Origin of the sequence: Oceanotoga sp., assembly GCF_030445905.1 — a bacterium.
GTDB classification, from domain to species: domain Bacteria; phylum Thermotogota; class Thermotogae; order Petrotogales; family Petrotogaceae; genus Oceanotoga; species Oceanotoga teriensis.
Window position 1 is genome coordinate 1 of the sequence record NZ_JASUSU010000037.1, and the last position, 17,744, is coordinate 17,744.

A 17,744-nucleotide genomic window follows, 5' to 3' on the forward strand; every position below is an offset into this window, starting at 1 on the left:
AGTGGGCAGATAGCTCAGTCGGTAGAGCAACGGACTGAAAATCCGTGTGTCGACAGTTCGATTCTGTCTCTGCCCACCATAAAAAAACAGATGATTTTTATCATCTGTTTTTTTATTTATATTTAAATATTTTTATTAAAAAGAAAATCTCAATTTAATATAATCTATAATTATAACCATCAATAAAGCAGGCAAAAAATTTCCAACTTTTATATCTTTTAAATCAAGAAGTCTTATTCCAAGTCCAAGTATCATAATACCTCCAACAGCTGTAAAATCATTTAAATATACTTCATCCATCAAAAAATATAAATTTTTTGAAAATATGATTAAAATAGTTTCAACAAAAAAAACGCTGATCGCCGATAGTATAACACTATATCCATAAATAGATGCAAATATTATAGAAGATATTCCATCGAGAATACTTTTTAAATTTAAAAGAGTATTATCTTGTGAAAGACCCGCTTTCATAGATCCCAATATAGTCATAGGACCTACAACAAATAAGATAGTCGTAGTCAAAAAACCCTTAGAAACTGTTTCTTTATTATTCTTAAAAAAACTGGTAAGTGATTCAATTTGTTTTTCTATATTCAAAAATTCTCCTATTACTCCTCCAATTGCTAAAGAAATCAATACGATTATCATATTATTTGATTTTAATCCCATAGAAATACCGATTATTATAGTTGTTAAGCCTATAGAATCGAATAGAATATTTCTAATTTTTGAATTAAAAAAACTTCCAAGCCATTTCCCAATCAGTGTTCCTATGATTATAGCACAAGAATTAAATATAACTGCATAATTCAACAACAGATCACCTCAATTTACTCTCAAAATATAAATATCCTTTTCAGAAGAAATTATCATATAATCATCTAAAACAAAATTATATTTCATACCTTCTGAAATACTTATATTATGAAACTCTTGATCATCAAATTTTATGTAAATATTTTTTTCTTTCCAAAAATATGAATTATTATTATTATTTATATAAATAATATCCTCTTCAGTTTCAAATAATAATTCATATGATCCTTCAGTACTAATTTTATATACTTTTTTATCTTCTAAAGAAACGAATATATTTTTATCATTAAAAAATATATTTTTTACCAAAGAATCAAATTTAATTTCTTTTACAATTTTTCCATTTTCATTTAAAATATAGATCTTGTTTTCTGTATATAATATTATTTTATTTTTGAATATTTCGATATTATTTTTATCTATATTTATTTTAAAATCCCAATTTAAATCATTTTCAGAATTATAAAAAGAAATTCCCTCATAATCAAGAATTAAATATCCTTCATTATAAGAATATATATTTCTAAAATAATCTTCAAGATTTATTCTCTTAATAAAAGAATAATTTTCATTATATATTTCATAGTATTTTTCTAAAAAATATCCTATATAATAATTATTATTTATTTTAGTTGCTATTATATCTTTACTTGATTTTCTTATTTTTTTTAATATTTGCATATTTTTCGAATTTATAAAATAAAAATAATCCGATGATTCTGTTATCAATATTCCATTGAAGCATTCAATATATCTTTTTGGTTTATAAGAACTTTCTATTAAAATTTGATCATTTAAAAAACCATCATATGAATATTTATATAAATTTCCAAATGTATCTATAATATATATATTATCAGAATCACTATATATATTGCTTATATTATTAAATTCATTTATTTCATCATATACCTTTATATACTCTATTGAATTTATACTGGGATTTATTATTTCAAAATTATCTCCAATTATTTTGTTATTTCTAAATATTAAAGAATTTGTATAAAATAAATCATCATCATTATTTATTCTATATATTCCATAATTTTTTTCTTCAAAACCTTCATATTTTAGTACTTGTGAAGTATTTTTTTTATTCAAATTTTTATTTATCAAAAATAATGAATTTATATTTTTAAACTTTAAATGAGGAAATGTATCAAAAACTATGCCATTTTCTTTGAATATTAATTCATTTGAAAATAAAATAAATTCTTCTTCATAAAAAACATAGTTTTTATTTTTAGATGAAAATCGATTTAAATCATTTAAATCGATTTTTATAATTCCATTTTCCAATATTATTTCAAAATTATCTGAATTTAATAAAATTTTGTTGAATTTAATAAAAGTATCTTTTATGTTTATAATATTTTCTTTACTTTCCTCATTATAAATAGAAAAACTACTTAAAAATTCTTTTTTTATAATAAGTTTATCATAATCATTTTTAAAATAAAAAAAATCATCTTTAACTTTGTAAAGATTTAATTTTTTATTTATAATTATTTCATTTTTTAAATGTAATCCTTTTTTAAACTCTGTTATTTTTTCTTCATAAGATAGATAAGAAAGATTATCAGCTGAATAAACATGAACTTTACCTTTGCTAATTATTTTTAAAACATTTTGTTCTAAACTTTGTATATCTCCTATTATCATATTACCATTCTTTAAAAGAATATATCCTCCAAAAACATACAAAAAGTTAATTAAAATTAATAATAATAAAAATAATTTTTTCATAAATCCACTCCTAAACTCTTATGATACTTTAATTATAGCATTTTAAGTTTTTCTATATTATAAAATTTGGGTCATATATTCTTTCTTTCAAGTAAATTATTTAATTAACTGATATATTAATTAAATAATTTACTTTTAAAATGAAAAAATCCAGTAATTAATAAAATTTAATTACTGGAAGTATATATTATTTTTATTTTACTTTTTTCATAGCCTTAGATGCAGCTATTAAAGTTATATCCCAAACTGGAGAAAATGGTGGCGAATATGGTAAATCCATATTATATAATTCTTGTACCGTTCCACAAGAATATATTAGAGAGACTATGATATTAACTCTTGAATGAATTTCTTTACCAACAAAATGACCTCCAAGTATTTTACCAGTTGATCTATCAAAAATCATTTTAAATGATATATTACCTGCATTCTCATAATATCCTGCTCTGGCTTTTGCTTTTATATATACACTGCCAACATTATAATCAAGCTCTTTTGCTTTTTCATAAGTCAAACCAGTCTTAGCATATTCCATATCTAAAAACTTTGTTATAAGTGAACCAATTACCCCTTTAAACTCTTCTACATTTCCTTTTACTGCATTTTTACCAGCTATTTTACCCTGTTTATTAGAAGTTGTTCCCAAAGGTATATATTCATCTTCACCACTTAATATATTATAAGCCGTAGCACAGTCTCCGGCAGCATATACATCTTCTATATTAGTTCTCATATAATTATCTACTATAATTGCTTTATTCTTTAACATATTAACATTTTTATTTAATAAAAAATCTGTATTAGGTTTTACACCTATAGAAATAATAATCATATCTGTTTCTATACTTTCTTTTTCTGTTTTAACTATAAATCTTTCTTTTTTTAATATATTCTCTACCATACTTTCAGTTTTTAAATCGACTCCATTTTTTATCATATATTCAGAAAATTCATCATGAATCTCTGGTTCTATATCTCCAAGTATATTTTCTTTAGCCTCTATTAAAGTAACTTTTATTCCACTTTCGATAAGTACTTCAGCAACTTCAACACCTATAAAACCTCCACCTATAATAGTTGCATGAGATGGTTTGTTTTTTTCAATAAATTTTAATATTTCTTCATCATCAGAAGGATTCCTCATTTTGAATATTCCTTCTTGACCCCAAACATCAAATTTTGGAATTATCGGTGATGCTCCAGTACTTATTATTAATTTATCATAAAATATCTTTCTTCTATCCATATTGCCTTTTACTAAAACATATTTTTGTTCAAAATCAACATCAATAGCTTCATAATTGGTATAAACTTCAGCACCTTTTTTCTCTTGAAATTTTTCTGAAGTAAAAGCAAATAGATCATCCACTTCTTTTACTTTACCATTTAAAACATATGGCAAACCACAACCACCATATGAAATATAAGGCTCTTTTTGAAATATTGCCACATTTAAACTTGGATTTTCTCTTAAAGCACTTGCAGCAGCACTTGTTCCAGCTGCAACTCCTCCTATTATCAAAATATCATACTTGTTCTTCAAAAGAATCACCTCCATAATGAGCTTTCGCCAAAGTAAGACCCAAACAAAAATCCACATTTTTCTTAATGATATTCATACACTCAAACATACTAGCACCAGTAGTATAAACATCATCTACTATTATAAGGTATTTAGGTATAGAGGTTGTGATTTTTATCTTTTTTTGTATATTTTTATGTCTTTCATTCAAAGATAATGATGCCTGTCTTTTATAAGATTTAGATTTAAAGAGATTTATAACTTTTAATCCAAAATTTTTAGCAAATCTATCAGCTATAATTTTGGCAGGTATAAATCCTTTATTATAGATACTAAAATAATTAGATGGTACATAAGAAACATAATAATCATGATTTTCTATATCTATACTTCTAAAATATTCACAAAGTATATCTGTTAAATATTTACCTATTTTAAGATTCTTATTATACTTAAATTCTTTTATCAAAATTGCCAATGAATCTTTATAATATCCCATATGATAAATATCATAAATGCTTTTTGTATGTGAAGGTTCATATATAAACATTGAACAATTATCACATATAAATTCTCCAAAATTAACTTTTGCACCACAATTCAAGCATCTATGTTCAAACATATCATTTAAAATATTATAAATCTGTAACCATCTCCGCATTAAGTCTTAATAATGCATTTAAAGCTGCAAGTTTAAGTCTACCTTTTTCTGTTGGATCTTTAAGAATATTATAAGGTATTTCCCAATATTGTTTAGCTTTAAAATATTTGAGAAGATTTATAGCGCTTCTTCTAACGCTTATAGGATATTTTTTGTTCATACTTATATCGGATATTTCAGAAAGATAATTCTCAAGTTTTAATTTTTTTATTATTTTTAAACCAGTTAAAATTCTTTTTGTAGATAATGAATTCAAAAAATCAGGAACATAATCACTTAATTTATAATCTTGAAAAAAAACTAAGTAATCAGCAGCTCCTATAACATAATCATCATCTATTTTATCAAGAAGTCCTCTAGAAAAATCCACATATGCCATATCATCTTTATCAGTTGCAAGTTTTAAACCATATTTAATATACTTAGGTTCATCCTTATTTATAAATGCATCGACTATCCAAGAAGGTATCAAATCATTTCCACAAACTTTTTTTATAGTTCTTGTGATTTGCATTAAAATTTCATCATCTTTCTCATCTGAAAGTTCTTTTTCCATAAATTCTTTTATTATATCACAAGGAAGACCTGCTAAAAATTTTATGATCAATAATTTTGTTTTTTTATCACAATTATAATAATTATTTTTTAAAACATTAAAAAATGTCATAGAATCATTTTTTTCATAGTATCTTGAAAGAGCTATTTTTTTTACACTCATTTCTATTGTTTCTGAAATAAGCGTTTCCCCTATATTTTCAAGTGCATATATTAAATGTTGTATTTTTTGATATGGGTCTTCTTTCATCAATTCTATCAATTTTTCTGAATCTTCTGGATAAAATTCTAAAACAGAAGTTAAAAGTTGATATCTAACTGTTGGATCTGGATCTTTTACATAATCCAATATAAACTCCATTGGTTCAAATCCATAACTTGTAAATATTATTAAAGCTTCTTTTCTTATAGAAGCCGAAAGATCTTTTAAGGCTTTTTTTGTTTCTTCTTCATCAATTGTGCCCAATTTTTCCATATGTTTCAATGCAGAAAATCTAACTTCAGCATCTGAATCATCGAGATATTCTTTTATTATAGGTGAATCTATTTTTTGTTTCATGAGTTCGTTTATAGCTTTAGCTTTAAATGCCGGAAAAGGCGAATCAAGCATTTCAAAAAATATTTTAGCATTTTCAGATTTAATTCTTTCTTCCATGAGTTTATAAGTTTCTATTATTTCATTTGCCATTATTTTCCTCCCTATATTTGTTCAAAATCAATCTATATTCATTATGAAATTCTATTTGCAATATATTATTATCATATATAAAATCAGTAACATTATTGCCGATATAAGTTTTTCCTATATCATACATATTTCTTTTTTTTCTGTATATTTTATCATAATAAGCTGAATATTCTATAGACAAATATTTCCACTCATGACCATAATTACATCTTATAGAATCTTTATAAGTTGTTGTTATATCTCCCAATTCAAATTCTACTGTATTTATTATAATAATCATTGAATTAATCATTAAATTTCTTTCAATCATTTCATTGATATTTTGATTCAAAACAAACACAGTCCTTGCAAAAGTTGCAAGGACTGTTAATATTATTAAACTTATTATAAATAATTCGAATACACTTTCTAACAACAAAAATCCTTTTTTCATACCTATCAAAAATTAAAATATCGGATATGATATGAACAATGAAAAATCTTTTCTATAATTTGCAAATCTAAAACTTATTTTTAAATCATCAACAAATTCTGCAGGTTTCGGAATGGTATATTCTATATTAAAGATCAAATAATCAGAGATGTTTGTAGTAGGTTTAAATTCATTTGAAATAGGATATCCAAGTGCCAATCCTGCATATAAATTTTCTATGCTATAACCTATCCCCATATATCCATAGAGTATATTTCTATTCTTATCTTGAAATTCACTATTAGGTCTATCATTTAACCACAAAAGACCCCCTCTCACCTGTGAATTCTCATTTATATCAAGAATTTTAAGTGAAAGATCTGTGATAGTTATCAAATAAAAATTTTCTCCAAAATTAGGATTGAAATCAAATGAAAAATTAAAATATTCAGATTCATACCCTGTTTTTAAAGCCAATCTAAAAGGATTGTCATCTGTTAAAACTGTAAATCCCATTTTGAAATTATTATAAGCAAAGATACTTATAGAAAGTACAATCATCATTAAAAAAACTATATATTTTTTCATACAAATCACTTCGTATCTGTTTTTATCATCTCAAGCTTATCTACATCTTTAACATTAGTCTTTCCTTCTTCAATTTCTTTAAATGCATCATTAACAAAATTTCTATTGCTTATAAAATTATCAGTATTTTTCATCTCGAAATTGTCTTTTAATTTTTCAGCTCTCTTAGCAGCAATAATAGGTACAGCATATTTAAAATCTATATTTTTCATGATTTTATCATGATTAAAACCTACGTCCATCGATTATTTCACCTCTCAAATTCTTTTTTAAAAAATGTATCAACTCTATTTTCTAAACCATTTTCAATTCTACAAACTCTCAATTGTTCAGCTATGATAACGGATATGAGTTGATTAACAGACTCATTAACATCACGATTAACTATGACATAATTAAATTCATTAATTTTTGAAACTTCCCATCTTGAATCTTCTAATCTTTTTGCAAGATCCCTTTCACTTTCTGTACCCCTTCCAACAAGCCTTTTTTCAAGTTCTGTATAAGAAGGAGGCAAAACAAATATTAAAACAGGATTCTCTTCTTGGATAGAAGTTTTTATATTAAGAGAACCTTGAACATCCACATCTAAAACTATATTATATCCTTGTTCAAGTTTTTCATGGATAAATGTTTTAGAAGTTCCATAATAATAGCCATGTACTTTAGCATATTCAAGAAATTCATCTTTTTCTTTTAATTCCATAAATTTATCTTCATCTACAAAGAAATAATCTACTCCATCTATTTCTCCAGGTCTTCTTTCTCTTGTTGTATAAGATACCGAGAATGTAAACCCATCTACTGTTTTCAATGCTTTTTTTATTAATGTGGATTTTCCAGCTCCCGATGGTCCACTTACTATGTATAATATTCCTTTTTTCATCCCTGGCGCGCCTCATTACGTATTCTTTCAAGTGCTTTTTCAATATCATAGAAATTTTGAGAAAATCTATTTGTAATAGTTTCTGGTTGAATTGCGGAAGCTATTACATGACCAGAGTCAGTTATTATAAAAGCTCTTGTTTTTCTACCATGGTTTACTTCTAATAATTTACCTTGAGTTTCAGCAACATCTCTTAATCTTTTTAAAGGCTGTGAGCCAGGATTAACTATCGCTATTACTCTATCCCCAACAACAACATTCCCAAAACCTATATTTATAAGTCCGTACATAAAAAACACCTCCAGGATTTATATTTATAAAATCAATGAACATTCTGAACTTGTTCTCTAATCTTATTAACAAGCCCTCTTCCCTCTACTGAAAGATTGGTAAGCTCTATCAATTTAGATTTTGAAGCAATTGTATTGAACTCTCTATGCATTTCTTGAGATAAAAAATCAAGATTTTGACCCATCAATTCATCCTCTGAATTAACTATATCCCTGAATTTTTTAATATGACTTTTAAGCCTTTCTATTTCTTCTGAAATATCAGCTCTTTCTGCTAAAAGTGCGACTTCAAGCTCAAGTCTTCCTTCATTTATGAGTTCAGAATTGTTTAATAATTCTTTTAAATTATTTTCAAGTCTTTCCTTAAAAGTATCTTTCATGTCAACAGCAGCATTTTGTATATCATTTACTATTTTTTCTATATCATCTATATAACCAAGTAAAACAGTTTTAAGTTTTTCTCCTTCTTCTATTTGAAAAACTTTAACTTTTTCTATTGTTTCCAACAATATTTCTTCAAGACCTTTCCATATCTTATTCATAGCTTCTTCTTCAACTTTTATTTTAATTATTTCTCTAAATTTCGTTAAAACATCTAAAGATACATCATCAGACATATGTAATTCACTTGTCATTTGTTGTAATGCACTATGATAAGATTTTGCCAAACCAAGATCTATATCTACAAAATTTTGAGGATTTAAAAATCTAATATCGATGTAAACACTTATATTTCCTCTTTTGAAATATTTTTTTACAAGATTTTGTACTTCTATTTCTAATGGCGAAAATATACCCGCAATAGAAGTTTTTAAATTAGAATACTTTCCATTCAAACTTTTTATCTCAACAGAATAATTATAATCGTTTATTATCTTCTCTATTCTGCCATAACCAGTCATACTTCTCATAATATCTCCTCCAATGATATTATACACCAAATAAGCTAAAAATTCAAAAAAACAAGGATATTTTTCAACTTATTTAGGAAAATTTCCGTTTCTTCACGATTATTCAGGTAAGAAAGGCTTATTCTTATCATTCCTTTTGATTGTTCATTATCATAGCCAAGTGCCTTCATGACTTTACTTCCAGATACTCCTTTTGAAGAGCATGCTGCAGATGTAGAAACAAATATTTCTTCATCTGAGAGTGCATTAACTATAATATCACCTCTAACACCTTCAAAAAAAACAGCCAATGTATTTGGCACACTTTTTTCACTAATAGGCGTTAATATCTTACCACCCATTTTTTCTATTTCTAAAGCCATAAAATCCCTTAAATTTCTTATTTCTTTCATATATTCAAGATGTTCAAAAGATTTTTCTAATGCCAATGCCGTTCCTATTATACCAGGGACATTCTGTGTTCCTCCCCTCATACCACGTTCTTGAGAACCACCTGTTATGAATGGGAATATTCTTGTTCTTTCTTTTTTAAATAAAATACCAACACCTTTTGGTCCATGAAATTTATGTGAAGAAAAAGAAGCTAAATCACATTTCATCTCTTTCAAAGAAAAATTTATTTTTCCAGCAATTTGAACAGCATCAACATGAAAATAACAATTTTTATTTTTTTCTTTTATTATTTGAGACATACCTTTAATATCTTGAATAGTTCCTATTTCATTATTGGCAGCCATAATACTTACAAGAATTGTATCTTCTCTAATAACTTTTGATAATTTTTCTAATGAGATTTCACCATTCTGATCTGCTTGAATATATGTAACTTCAAAACCTTCAGATTCAAGTGATTTTAAAGTGTTTAAAGTGGCTGAATGTTCTATATTAGAACTTACAATATGCTTTCCATATTTAGTATTTGCCTTACAAACACCTCTTAAAGCCCAATTAATAGATTCGGTGGCACAAGAAGTAAAATAAATCTCGAAAGGCATACAACCTAAAGATTTTGCAATTCTAAATCTTGCTTCTTCTATCTTTGCATCCATTTTTACTCCAAATTCATGTAAAGAATTTGGATTTGCATACTCTTCACACATATACTTTAAAACTACTTCTGCAACATCTTTATCCAATGGAGTAGAAGCATTATTATCAAAATATATCATATTATTTTTTAAAAACCTCCCATCAAACTATTATAACAAATGGCCGACAAATACGGCCATTTGTTATAAAAATTCTATATGAAATATATTAAATTAAAATGTTAATTTATTTAAATTAAAAACAATGTATTATACATCATTTTTAAACTGCAATATAAAAGAACTACCTTCATTTAACTTTGATTCTACTTCTATGTTTATATTCAATTTATCACCAAGTTTTTTCGCAATCGATAATCCAAGTCCATGACTTTTTGTAGTTCTTGCACTATCTTCTTTATAAAATCTTTCAAATATTTTTTCTTTTTTATCTTCTGCTATTCCAATTCCATTATCTTTTATAATTATAGAATAATCCTTCATTATGATATCTATATTTTTGTTTTCTGGAGAATATTTCATGGCATTTTCAATAAAAATCTTAAAAATTATGGACAAATATTCTTTAGAAGATTTAACCTTAAAATCTTCTCCTCTTATATAAAAATTATAATCCGAATTATCATAAAGCTTTAAAACTTTTTCTACCACTCTTTTTATATTGAACTCTTCAAATTCTATTTCAGTTTCAGGTTCATTTAAAATCAACAGTTTTTCTATCATATCTTTCAAATAATTTGTTGATCTTTCTATACTTTCAATAGACTCTATTAAAATACCCTCATCTCTTGTCCCCCATCTTTTCAACATTTTAACATATCCACTTATAGATGTTAAAGGTGTTCTCAATTCATGGGAAACATCTGATATAAATTGTTTTTGAATTTCATACCCATATTGAATTCTATCCAACATGGAATTAATTTTATTAGAAATTATTTCATACTCTATAGTTTTTTGTTCTGGTATCCTATGTTCAAGATTGTTTATATTTATTTCAGAAATATGTTTTGAAATAGATATAACAGGCCTAAGTATATTTCTTGATAGAAAATATGATATGAATAAAGAACTTAAAGAAGCTAAAAATATTGTTATTATAGCTATTCTATCGAATGTTTTTATAAAAGCTGTAAATTCAAAAGCTGGACCTCCAACTATCATAAGTTTAGAGCCAAGTATCTGTATCGCAACAAATATATAATAATAATCTTGATGTTTATATAAAAAAGGAAGTTTATTGATTGTAAAACCATCGTATATCAAATTATACGGATCAGATAAAACTTTTCCGTCTATTATAACTATCTTATTTGCAAGTAAAGACTTTTTTATAACATCATTATCATTCAAAAGTCTATCTATTATATCTTGATTATCAAGTTCTGAAGTACCTTTCAAGATAGAACCACTTGGACTGACTTCATTTATAAACATATGTGCATAAGTATCTATACTCGTATCAATAACAATTATTCTTAAAGCAAGTATCATTATAGATAAAAGTAAAAAAGTAGTAAATGTTATTATAAAAGTCTGATTAAATACAGCACTTTTTTTATTCTTCTCCTTCTCTGATAACGTAGCCAACGCCTCTCACCGTCTTTATTAGTTTTGAAGATTTACCCAACTTTTTTCTTAAATAGTTCATGTAAACTTCTACAATATTTTTATTATCTTCTTCCGAATATCCCCAAACTTCTTCCATTATTTTTTCTTTTGAAACAACTATATTTTTGTTTATTAGAAGAGTCTTCAAAATATTAAATTCAGTAAGACTTAAATGAATTTCTTCATCATCTACAAAAACTTGCATTCTTTCAACAAAAAGCTCTATATTATCGGCTTTTAAATTATCTCTTGTTTTTCCAAGTCTTCTCAAAAGCGATTCTATTCTTGCAAATATTTCTTCTATTTCAAATGGTTTAACTATATAATCATCTGCATGTTTGAGCCCTCTTACTCTTTCCTCAAGTTCTCCTTTTGCAGTTAACATTATAATCCCAACCTCTTTATCATAATTTCTTATTATCTCAGCAATTTCAAAACCATCTCTTATGGGCAACATTATATCTAGCAATATTATATCTGGTTTAAAACTTTCATAAAGCTCTAGTGCTTCATCACCATCATATGCAACTGCAACTTCATAATTTTCATGTTCCATTTCTAATTCTAATAATCTCGCTATTGATTTATCATCTTCAACAATTAAAATCTTATGCATTTAAGCACCTCCAAGTAACTATATCAATTCAAATTTTATAATTATTTTAGAAAATTTATTAAAAGTCATTTCAATTTTTATTTTTTTATCTTTCATCATAAAAATAGGATCTATAAAAAATTCTTTTTGAAAATCATTTTCAAATCTAGTTCCAACAGAAAAAATATCATTTAAAGTATATAATAAATATCCTTCAAATCCAAAAATTATATCTTTAAATTTAAAATCATTTACATCTGAACCAGCTTTTATAATAAAATTTGAATTAAAATGATCAAAATCAAATAAAAATCGTCCTTCTACTCCAAATAAAGACATTTCATCCCATTTATAAAAAAGACCATATCCAAAATTTCTATCTACAAAAGCTCCACCAGATACAAAAAAATTTTTATCAATACCCCATATAAAGTTTATATAATTTTTATCATTATATACATCACCATAAAAATTTATATTTCTTTCAAAAGAAATTCCATAATCAAAATCATAATTTAAATTATTTTTATTTATAAATTTTTTTCTTTCAAAAATACCATATACATAAAAAAAATCTTTATCCGTATTTATATAAAAATTTTCTTTTTTTATATTTTTTTCATCATACTCATCGATATTATCAAAAAAATCATATTCTATATCATATAATTCAGAAAATTTATAATTATATTTATAAAAAAAGTTTATATCTTTAATATATTTTTCATCAATATCTTTAAAATTTAATAAATATTTATTTTTTATGATAAAATATCTTGAATTATCATAACTTATATTATTAAAAAAATCCTTAATTTTATCTTCTAAATCTCCATTGTTTTTAAAAATTATATATTTAGAATTATTTATAAAATAAATATTATTTCTGTACATTTCTAAAAAAGGATTTAAAAGATTTGTATCCGTATTTATCAACTCTATTTTTTGTACAAATTCATTTTTTATGGGATAATGCCCTTTTATTTTCATAATGACATAAACAGAATCAGAATATTTTTCATATTTAATACCCTTGGAATAAAACAATATATCCATTAAAGTTTCTACACTATCAGTAGATGATTTAAATGTAAAATTTTCATCTATATCATCTAAAAATATAAACTCAACTCCATAAATGTTTTCAAGGTCTATAAAAAGTGTTTTAATATCGATATTATTATAAATAAGATCATGAGAATAAGCAAAAAAAGATATCATAACAAAAAATAAAATAATAAGTTTTTTCATATAAATCCCCCACAATAATATATTATATAATATAATTATACATTAAAAAATAAAAATGAGGTGTAAAATGAAAACATCAGATTATCTGAAGAAATATGATATAAGATTAAAAAAAATGTTTGGACAAAATTTTCTCGCAAGTGATATATATCCAAAAAAGATAGTTGAAGCTTCACAAATAGAAGATGAGATTATAATAGAAATTGGACCTGGTGCGGGTACTTTAACAGATGAATTGATTAAGACTAAAAATGAAATATATGCATATGAAATCGATAAAACCTTAGAAAGACTGTTAAAAGAAAGGTTTAAAAATAAAAAAAATTTTCATTTAAAAATAATGGATTTTTTAGATGTAGATCTCTCTGAATTCAAGGGGAAAAATATAAGTTATATAGCAAATATTCCATATAATATATCTTCTCCAATAATGGAAAAAATATTTATTGAAACACCATATTTTAAAAAAGCAATTTTAATGGTTCAAAAAGAGTTTGGAGAAAGAATAACTGCAAAAAGTGGGAAAAATTATAGTCCTTTGAGTATATTCGTTCAATATTATTGTGATGTAGAAAATGTATTGAATATACCCAAGAATGAATTTATACCCAAACCTAAAATAGATTCTACTGTTATAAAACTCACTCCCAAAAATAGGAATGAAGATATAAATCTTTCAAAATTCTTTAAATTCATACATATTTGTTTTTCTCAAAGAAGAAAAACCATAAAAAATAATTTAAAACATATAAATAATATAGAAAAAATATTAGAAGATTTAAAAATAGATACAAAAACTCGTCCAGAACAAATAAGTATAGAAAATTTTTTGAGCTTATTCAAAATGATAAACAAATAAAAAATGCGACTTTAAAGTCGCATTTTTTATTTGTTTTTTAACTTTTCTATTGCTTGTACAAATCCTATAAAAACGGGATTAGGATCTCCTACTTTAGATTTAAATTCAGGATGATACTGAACACCCATATAAAAAGGATGATCTTCGAGTTCAACAGCTTCTACAAAATCTGATTTAGCTGATATTATTAATTTCTCTCCTTCTTCTCCAGGCATTTTAAATAATTCTGAAAAATCTTGAGAATTAGCTTCATATCTATGTCTATGTCTTTCATATATTATATCTTCATTATGTAATTCAAATAATTTAGATCCTCTTATCAATTCAGTCCTTTGAGAACCTAATCTCATAGTACCACCCATATTTATTATTTTTTTCTGTTCTTCCATTATATCTATTACCGCATAAGGAGTGTTCTCATCGAATTCTCTTGAATTAGCGTTTTCAAGATTTTTTACATTTCTTGCATATTCTATAACCATCAATTGCATTCCAAGACATATACCTAAAAGAGGAACATCATTGACTCTTGCATATTTCAAAGCTTTTATCTTACCCTCAATTCCTCTCTTACCAAAACCACCTGGAATTATTAAACCATCATAATTCGATAATAAAGCCTTTACCCCTTCATCATCAAGTTCTTCAAGTCTTTCGGAATCTATTAGTTCAGGCTTTTTTACTCCACATAAAAATATACTCTCCATAATACTCTTATATGCATCATCAGTACCAAGATATTTTCCTATTATTGCTATTTTATCTCTTCTAAAACTCTTAGGACAATTCCATTTCATATCAGTTTTGATATCAAATGAAAGTTTATCTGCAATGAGTTTTTGAACATTCATTTTATAAAGTCCCTCAGGAACTTCATATATATTTCCCAAATCTGGAAGATTTATAACATATTTACTATCAAGTCCTCCAAATAAAGCTACTTTTTCAAGACTTTCTGTATCTATTTCCATTTCTGTTCTAACAACAAGCATATCAGGATGTATACCTATTCTTCTCAATAATTGAACAGATTGTTGAGTTGGTTTTGTTTTAAATTCATTTGTAACCCTCAAATAAGGTACAAATGTAACATGAACAAACATGAAATTTTCTCTTCCTTTTTCTGTGGATAATTGTCTAACCGCTTCTAAAAATATTTCTCCTTCAATATCTCCTACAGTTCCTCCAATTTCTATAAGAAGAACATCTGCCTCAACAGCTTCTATTCTATTTTTTATTTCTTGAGTTACATGAGGAACCATTTGAACAGTTCCACCGAGATATTTTCCTTCTCTCTCTTTTTCTATGACTGTCTTATAGATCTGTCCAGCAGTCATATTATTAAATCTCTTCATTTCTATCCCTAAAAACCTTTCATAATGCCCAAGATCTAAGTCTGCTTCATACCCATCATCAGTTACAAAAACTTCTCCATGTTGATTAGGATTCATAGTTCCAGCATCAACATTTAAATATGGATCAACTTTCAAAGAATTTACTTTTATACCCGATTCTTTCATGAGTCTACCAATAGAGGCAGAAACAACTCCCTTTCCTATTCCACTTAAAACTCCACCTGTTACTATTATATATTTCCTCGCCATTTTATAAAAAACCTCCTGCCTTTATAATTTAAATATTCAATTATTTTTAACTTTTTTAATATAAAAAAGGGGAGCAAACGCTCCCCCTTATTTCAGGTTAATCTTCGTCGTCAATATTTAACTTTTCCGCAATAGCATCGACAGCATTTTCAACAGTCTTTATTGTTTCAACTTCATCATCTTCTATAGTTATTCCAAGTTCAGATTCAAAAGCCATAGTTAAATCAACCAATTCTAAAGAATCTGCATCTAAGTCATCTGTAAAAGATGAATCGATTGTTATGTCTGCCTCATCTACACTTAAAGTCTCTGCTATTATTTCTTTTACTTTTTCAATAAGTTCTTCTCTTGTCATTATTTCAACCTCCCGGATAACACTATATTTCTACACAACCTTGCTGAAATAAATGCTAAAATAACAAAATTCTTATTAATTATAATTTCTTAAAGTTGTATTGTCAAGTCAAAATCCTAAAGATAGGTTAACTTTTGCTGAAATTCCTCTTAAATCTAAAATTTTAGTGATATCCGTACTTACAGAAGCCACTGATAGATCTAATTCTAAGATATGAAGATTTATACCAGTTCCAATGCTAACTTTCCATAATTTATTTATATTTTCAAATCCTATAGAATAAGGAATTACAAATAAATCTCCTCTGGCAAACACTCCCCAATCTATTCTGGACAATGTAGGATAATATTCGATATATGGAATCCAATCTATCAATAAATTTTGTTTATAAAAACCCGTTAATTTTAAAGGTTTAGAAATTTTTTCATTCACATTTTGAATATCTTCTAATTTTATATCCCCTTTAACTTCAAATTTATTTTCAAAGATTAAATTTGTAGAATCTATAGTATAATTTCCCACAGCTTTTATTCCCTTATTTGCAAGAGCTGGCGAAAGAGTTATATTACCAACAGAAATTCCAAACCATGGTTCTTCATCTGCATACCTTATATAACCTATATCAATACTTTGTCCTCTATTACTATTTATTCTATCAAAAACAGTGTTTACATTTAAATTCTCTATTTCAGATGAATTAAACACAGAATAAAAAGGAGCTTCAACGTTTAAATTTGCATTGATGGATGATGTTTGATTCGAAGTCACAAATTCATAATCATATCCGGAATTTTTATCAGAAACAAGTACTGGAACAAACCAACCATACTTTATTCCTAATAAATTATCTGAATATTTATATGAAAGATATGCTCCAACTTCTGCAGTACTGAAAGAATTCAAATCTCCTTTACCTTTATATGTTTTATTAATCTCATTTCCTTCAACTATTAATTTTAAAAGTTCGTTTGGAACTTTAGCTTCGGCTTCAACAGTTGCATTTGCATAAACTGAAAGGCCTAAATCAAAAATATTGATCGCAAAATTTGTATTAATATAATCATCTGTACTCAATTCAAAATCATTACCATTTAATCCTTCATAAAAATCATTTAAATCTATGGTTATTTCTTTTTTATTCAGATTATCAAATATAAAAGAACTTTTAACAAGATTTTGATAAATATTGATGTCTGGAGTCACATTTAATTCAAAAATACTTCTTCTTCTTGTATTTATTAAGGCTGGGTTTATATTATGTTCCCAAGAATAAAGCCCTTGAGAAAATGTTAAAACACCTAAAATTAAAACAATAATTAACAATATAGTCTTTTTCATATAA

General features: G+C 25.5%; 19 protein-coding genes and 1 tRNA gene. 2 read left to right on the forward strand and 18 right to left on the reverse strand.

The genetic code is table 11. From position 1 onward, the window contains the following. Positions 1–3: 3 nt before the first annotated feature. Positions 4–79 (forward strand) — tRNA-Phe (locus PWP28_RS10330). A 56-nt stretch (positions 80–135) separates the two neighbouring features. On the opposite strand, the gene PWP28_RS10335 is transcribed toward PWP28_RS10330, so the two are convergent. The 15 genes from PWP28_RS10335 to PWP28_RS10405 all read right to left on the reverse strand — a co-directional run bounded on the left by PWP28_RS10335 (position 136) and on the right by PWP28_RS10405 (position 13,584). Continuing rightward, the gene (locus PWP28_RS10335; RefSeq protein WP_308644692.1) at positions 136–816 is read right to left on the reverse strand and encodes a DUF554 domain-containing protein; all 681 of its coding nucleotides are present in this window, start codon (positions 814–816) and stop codon (positions 136–138) included. 12 nt (positions 817–828) lie between these two features. Further along, the gene (locus tag PWP28_RS10340) at positions 829–2,565 is read right to left on the reverse strand and encodes a hypothetical protein (protein WP_305081470.1); all 1,737 of its coding nucleotides are present in this window, start codon (positions 2,563–2,565) and stop codon (positions 829–831) included. Positions 2,566–2,758: 193 nt separating this feature from the next. Then, positions 2,759–4,108: an FAD-dependent oxidoreductase gene (locus tag PWP28_RS10345; RefSeq protein ID WP_308644693.1), complete on the reverse strand. Its 1,350-nt coding sequence runs from the start codon at positions 4,106–4,108 to the stop codon at positions 2,759–2,761. Further along, the gene (locus tag PWP28_RS10350; RefSeq protein WP_146192151.1) at positions 4,092–4,748 is read right to left on the reverse strand and encodes a ComF family protein; all 657 of its coding nucleotides are present in this window, start codon (positions 4,746–4,748) and stop codon (positions 4,092–4,094) included. The genes PWP28_RS10345 and PWP28_RS10350 overlap by 17 nt, the downstream gene beginning before the upstream one ends. Beyond that, positions 4,723–5,991: a HEAT repeat domain-containing protein gene (locus tag PWP28_RS10355; RefSeq protein ID WP_109604366.1), complete on the reverse strand. Its 1,269-nt coding sequence runs from the start codon at positions 5,989–5,991 to the stop codon at positions 4,723–4,725. The genes PWP28_RS10350 and PWP28_RS10355 overlap by 26 nt, the downstream gene beginning before the upstream one ends. After that, positions 5,981–6,406: a hypothetical protein gene (locus tag PWP28_RS10360; RefSeq protein WP_109604367.1), complete on the reverse strand. Its 426-nt coding sequence runs from the start codon at positions 6,404–6,406 to the stop codon at positions 5,981–5,983. Before PWP28_RS10360 ends, PWP28_RS10355 begins: the two co-directional genes overlap by 11 nt. Positions 6,407–6,436: 30 nt before the next feature. After that, entirely contained in the window at positions 6,437–6,991 is a 555-nt protein-coding gene (locus PWP28_RS10365) for a hypothetical protein (protein ID WP_109604368.1), read from the reverse strand. 5 nt (positions 6,992–6,996) lie between these two features. Next, positions 6,997–7,233 (reverse strand): DNA-directed RNA polymerase subunit omega, encoded by a 237-nt coding sequence (locus PWP28_RS10370; protein ID WP_109604369.1) that lies wholly within the window; start codon positions 7,231–7,233, stop codon positions 6,997–6,999. An 8-nt stretch (positions 7,234–7,241) separates the two neighbouring features. Further along, positions 7,242–7,877, reverse strand: coding sequence for a guanylate kinase (gmk, locus tag PWP28_RS10375; protein WP_308644694.1), 636 nt, complete (start codon positions 7,875–7,877; stop codon positions 7,242–7,244). Then, positions 7,874–8,167, reverse strand: coding sequence for a DUF370 domain-containing protein (locus PWP28_RS10380; RefSeq protein ID WP_109604371.1), 294 nt, complete (start codon positions 8,165–8,167; stop codon positions 7,874–7,876). The genes gmk and PWP28_RS10380 overlap by 4 nt, the downstream gene beginning before the upstream one ends. A 32-nt stretch (positions 8,168–8,199) precedes the next feature. Next, complete coding sequence (locus PWP28_RS10385; RefSeq protein WP_109604372.1) at positions 8,200–9,078, reverse strand: YicC/YloC family endoribonuclease; 879 nt, start codon at positions 9,076–9,078, stop codon at positions 8,200–8,202. Between the two features lie 35 nt (positions 9,079–9,113). Beyond that, positions 9,114–10,247: a cysteine desulfurase family protein gene (locus tag PWP28_RS10390; RefSeq protein WP_109604373.1), complete on the reverse strand. Its 1,134-nt coding sequence runs from the start codon at positions 10,245–10,247 to the stop codon at positions 9,114–9,116. Positions 10,248–10,376: 129 nt separating this feature from the next. Continuing rightward, complete coding sequence (locus tag PWP28_RS10395; RefSeq protein WP_308644695.1) at positions 10,377–11,717, reverse strand: HAMP domain-containing sensor histidine kinase; 1,341 nt, start codon at positions 11,715–11,717, stop codon at positions 10,377–10,379. Then, on the reverse strand, positions 11,686–12,354 hold the full coding sequence (locus PWP28_RS10400) for a response regulator transcription factor (protein WP_109604375.1): 669 nt from the start codon (positions 12,352–12,354) through the stop codon (positions 11,686–11,688). The genes PWP28_RS10395 and PWP28_RS10400 overlap by 32 nt, the downstream gene beginning before the upstream one ends. A gap of 18 nt (positions 12,355–12,372) precedes the next feature. Next, positions 12,373–13,584, reverse strand: coding sequence for a DUF4974 domain-containing protein (locus tag PWP28_RS10405; protein ID WP_109604376.1), 1,212 nt, complete (start codon positions 13,582–13,584; stop codon positions 12,373–12,375). Between the two features lie 67 nt (positions 13,585–13,651). Between PWP28_RS10405 and rsmA the strand changes: the two genes are divergently transcribed. After that, a complete protein-coding gene (gene rsmA / locus PWP28_RS10410; RefSeq protein ID WP_109604377.1) occupies positions 13,652–14,443 on the forward strand; it encodes a 16S rRNA (adenine(1518)-N(6)/adenine(1519)-N(6))-dimethyltransferase RsmA in 792 nt (263 codons plus the stop codon). A gap of 26 nt (positions 14,444–14,469) precedes the next feature. Here the strand turns inward: rsmA and PWP28_RS10415 are convergent, their stop codons facing one another. The 3 genes from PWP28_RS10415 to PWP28_RS10425 form a co-directional block, all read right to left on the reverse strand. Next, positions 14,470–16,047 carry a CTP synthase gene (locus PWP28_RS10415; RefSeq protein ID WP_109604378.1) on the reverse strand — a complete coding sequence of 526 codons (1,578 nt, stop codon included), beginning with the start codon at positions 16,045–16,047 and terminating at the stop codon, positions 14,470–14,472. A 97-nt stretch (positions 16,048–16,144) separates the two neighbouring features. Then, entirely contained in the window at positions 16,145–16,402 is a 258-nt protein-coding gene (acpP, locus tag PWP28_RS10420; RefSeq protein ID WP_109604379.1) for an acyl carrier protein, read from the reverse strand. Positions 16,403–16,510: 108 nt separating this feature from the next. After that, entirely contained in the window at positions 16,511–17,740 is a 1,230-nt protein-coding gene (locus PWP28_RS10425) for a hypothetical protein (protein WP_308644696.1), read from the reverse strand. Positions 17,741–17,744 lie beyond the last annotated feature (4 nt).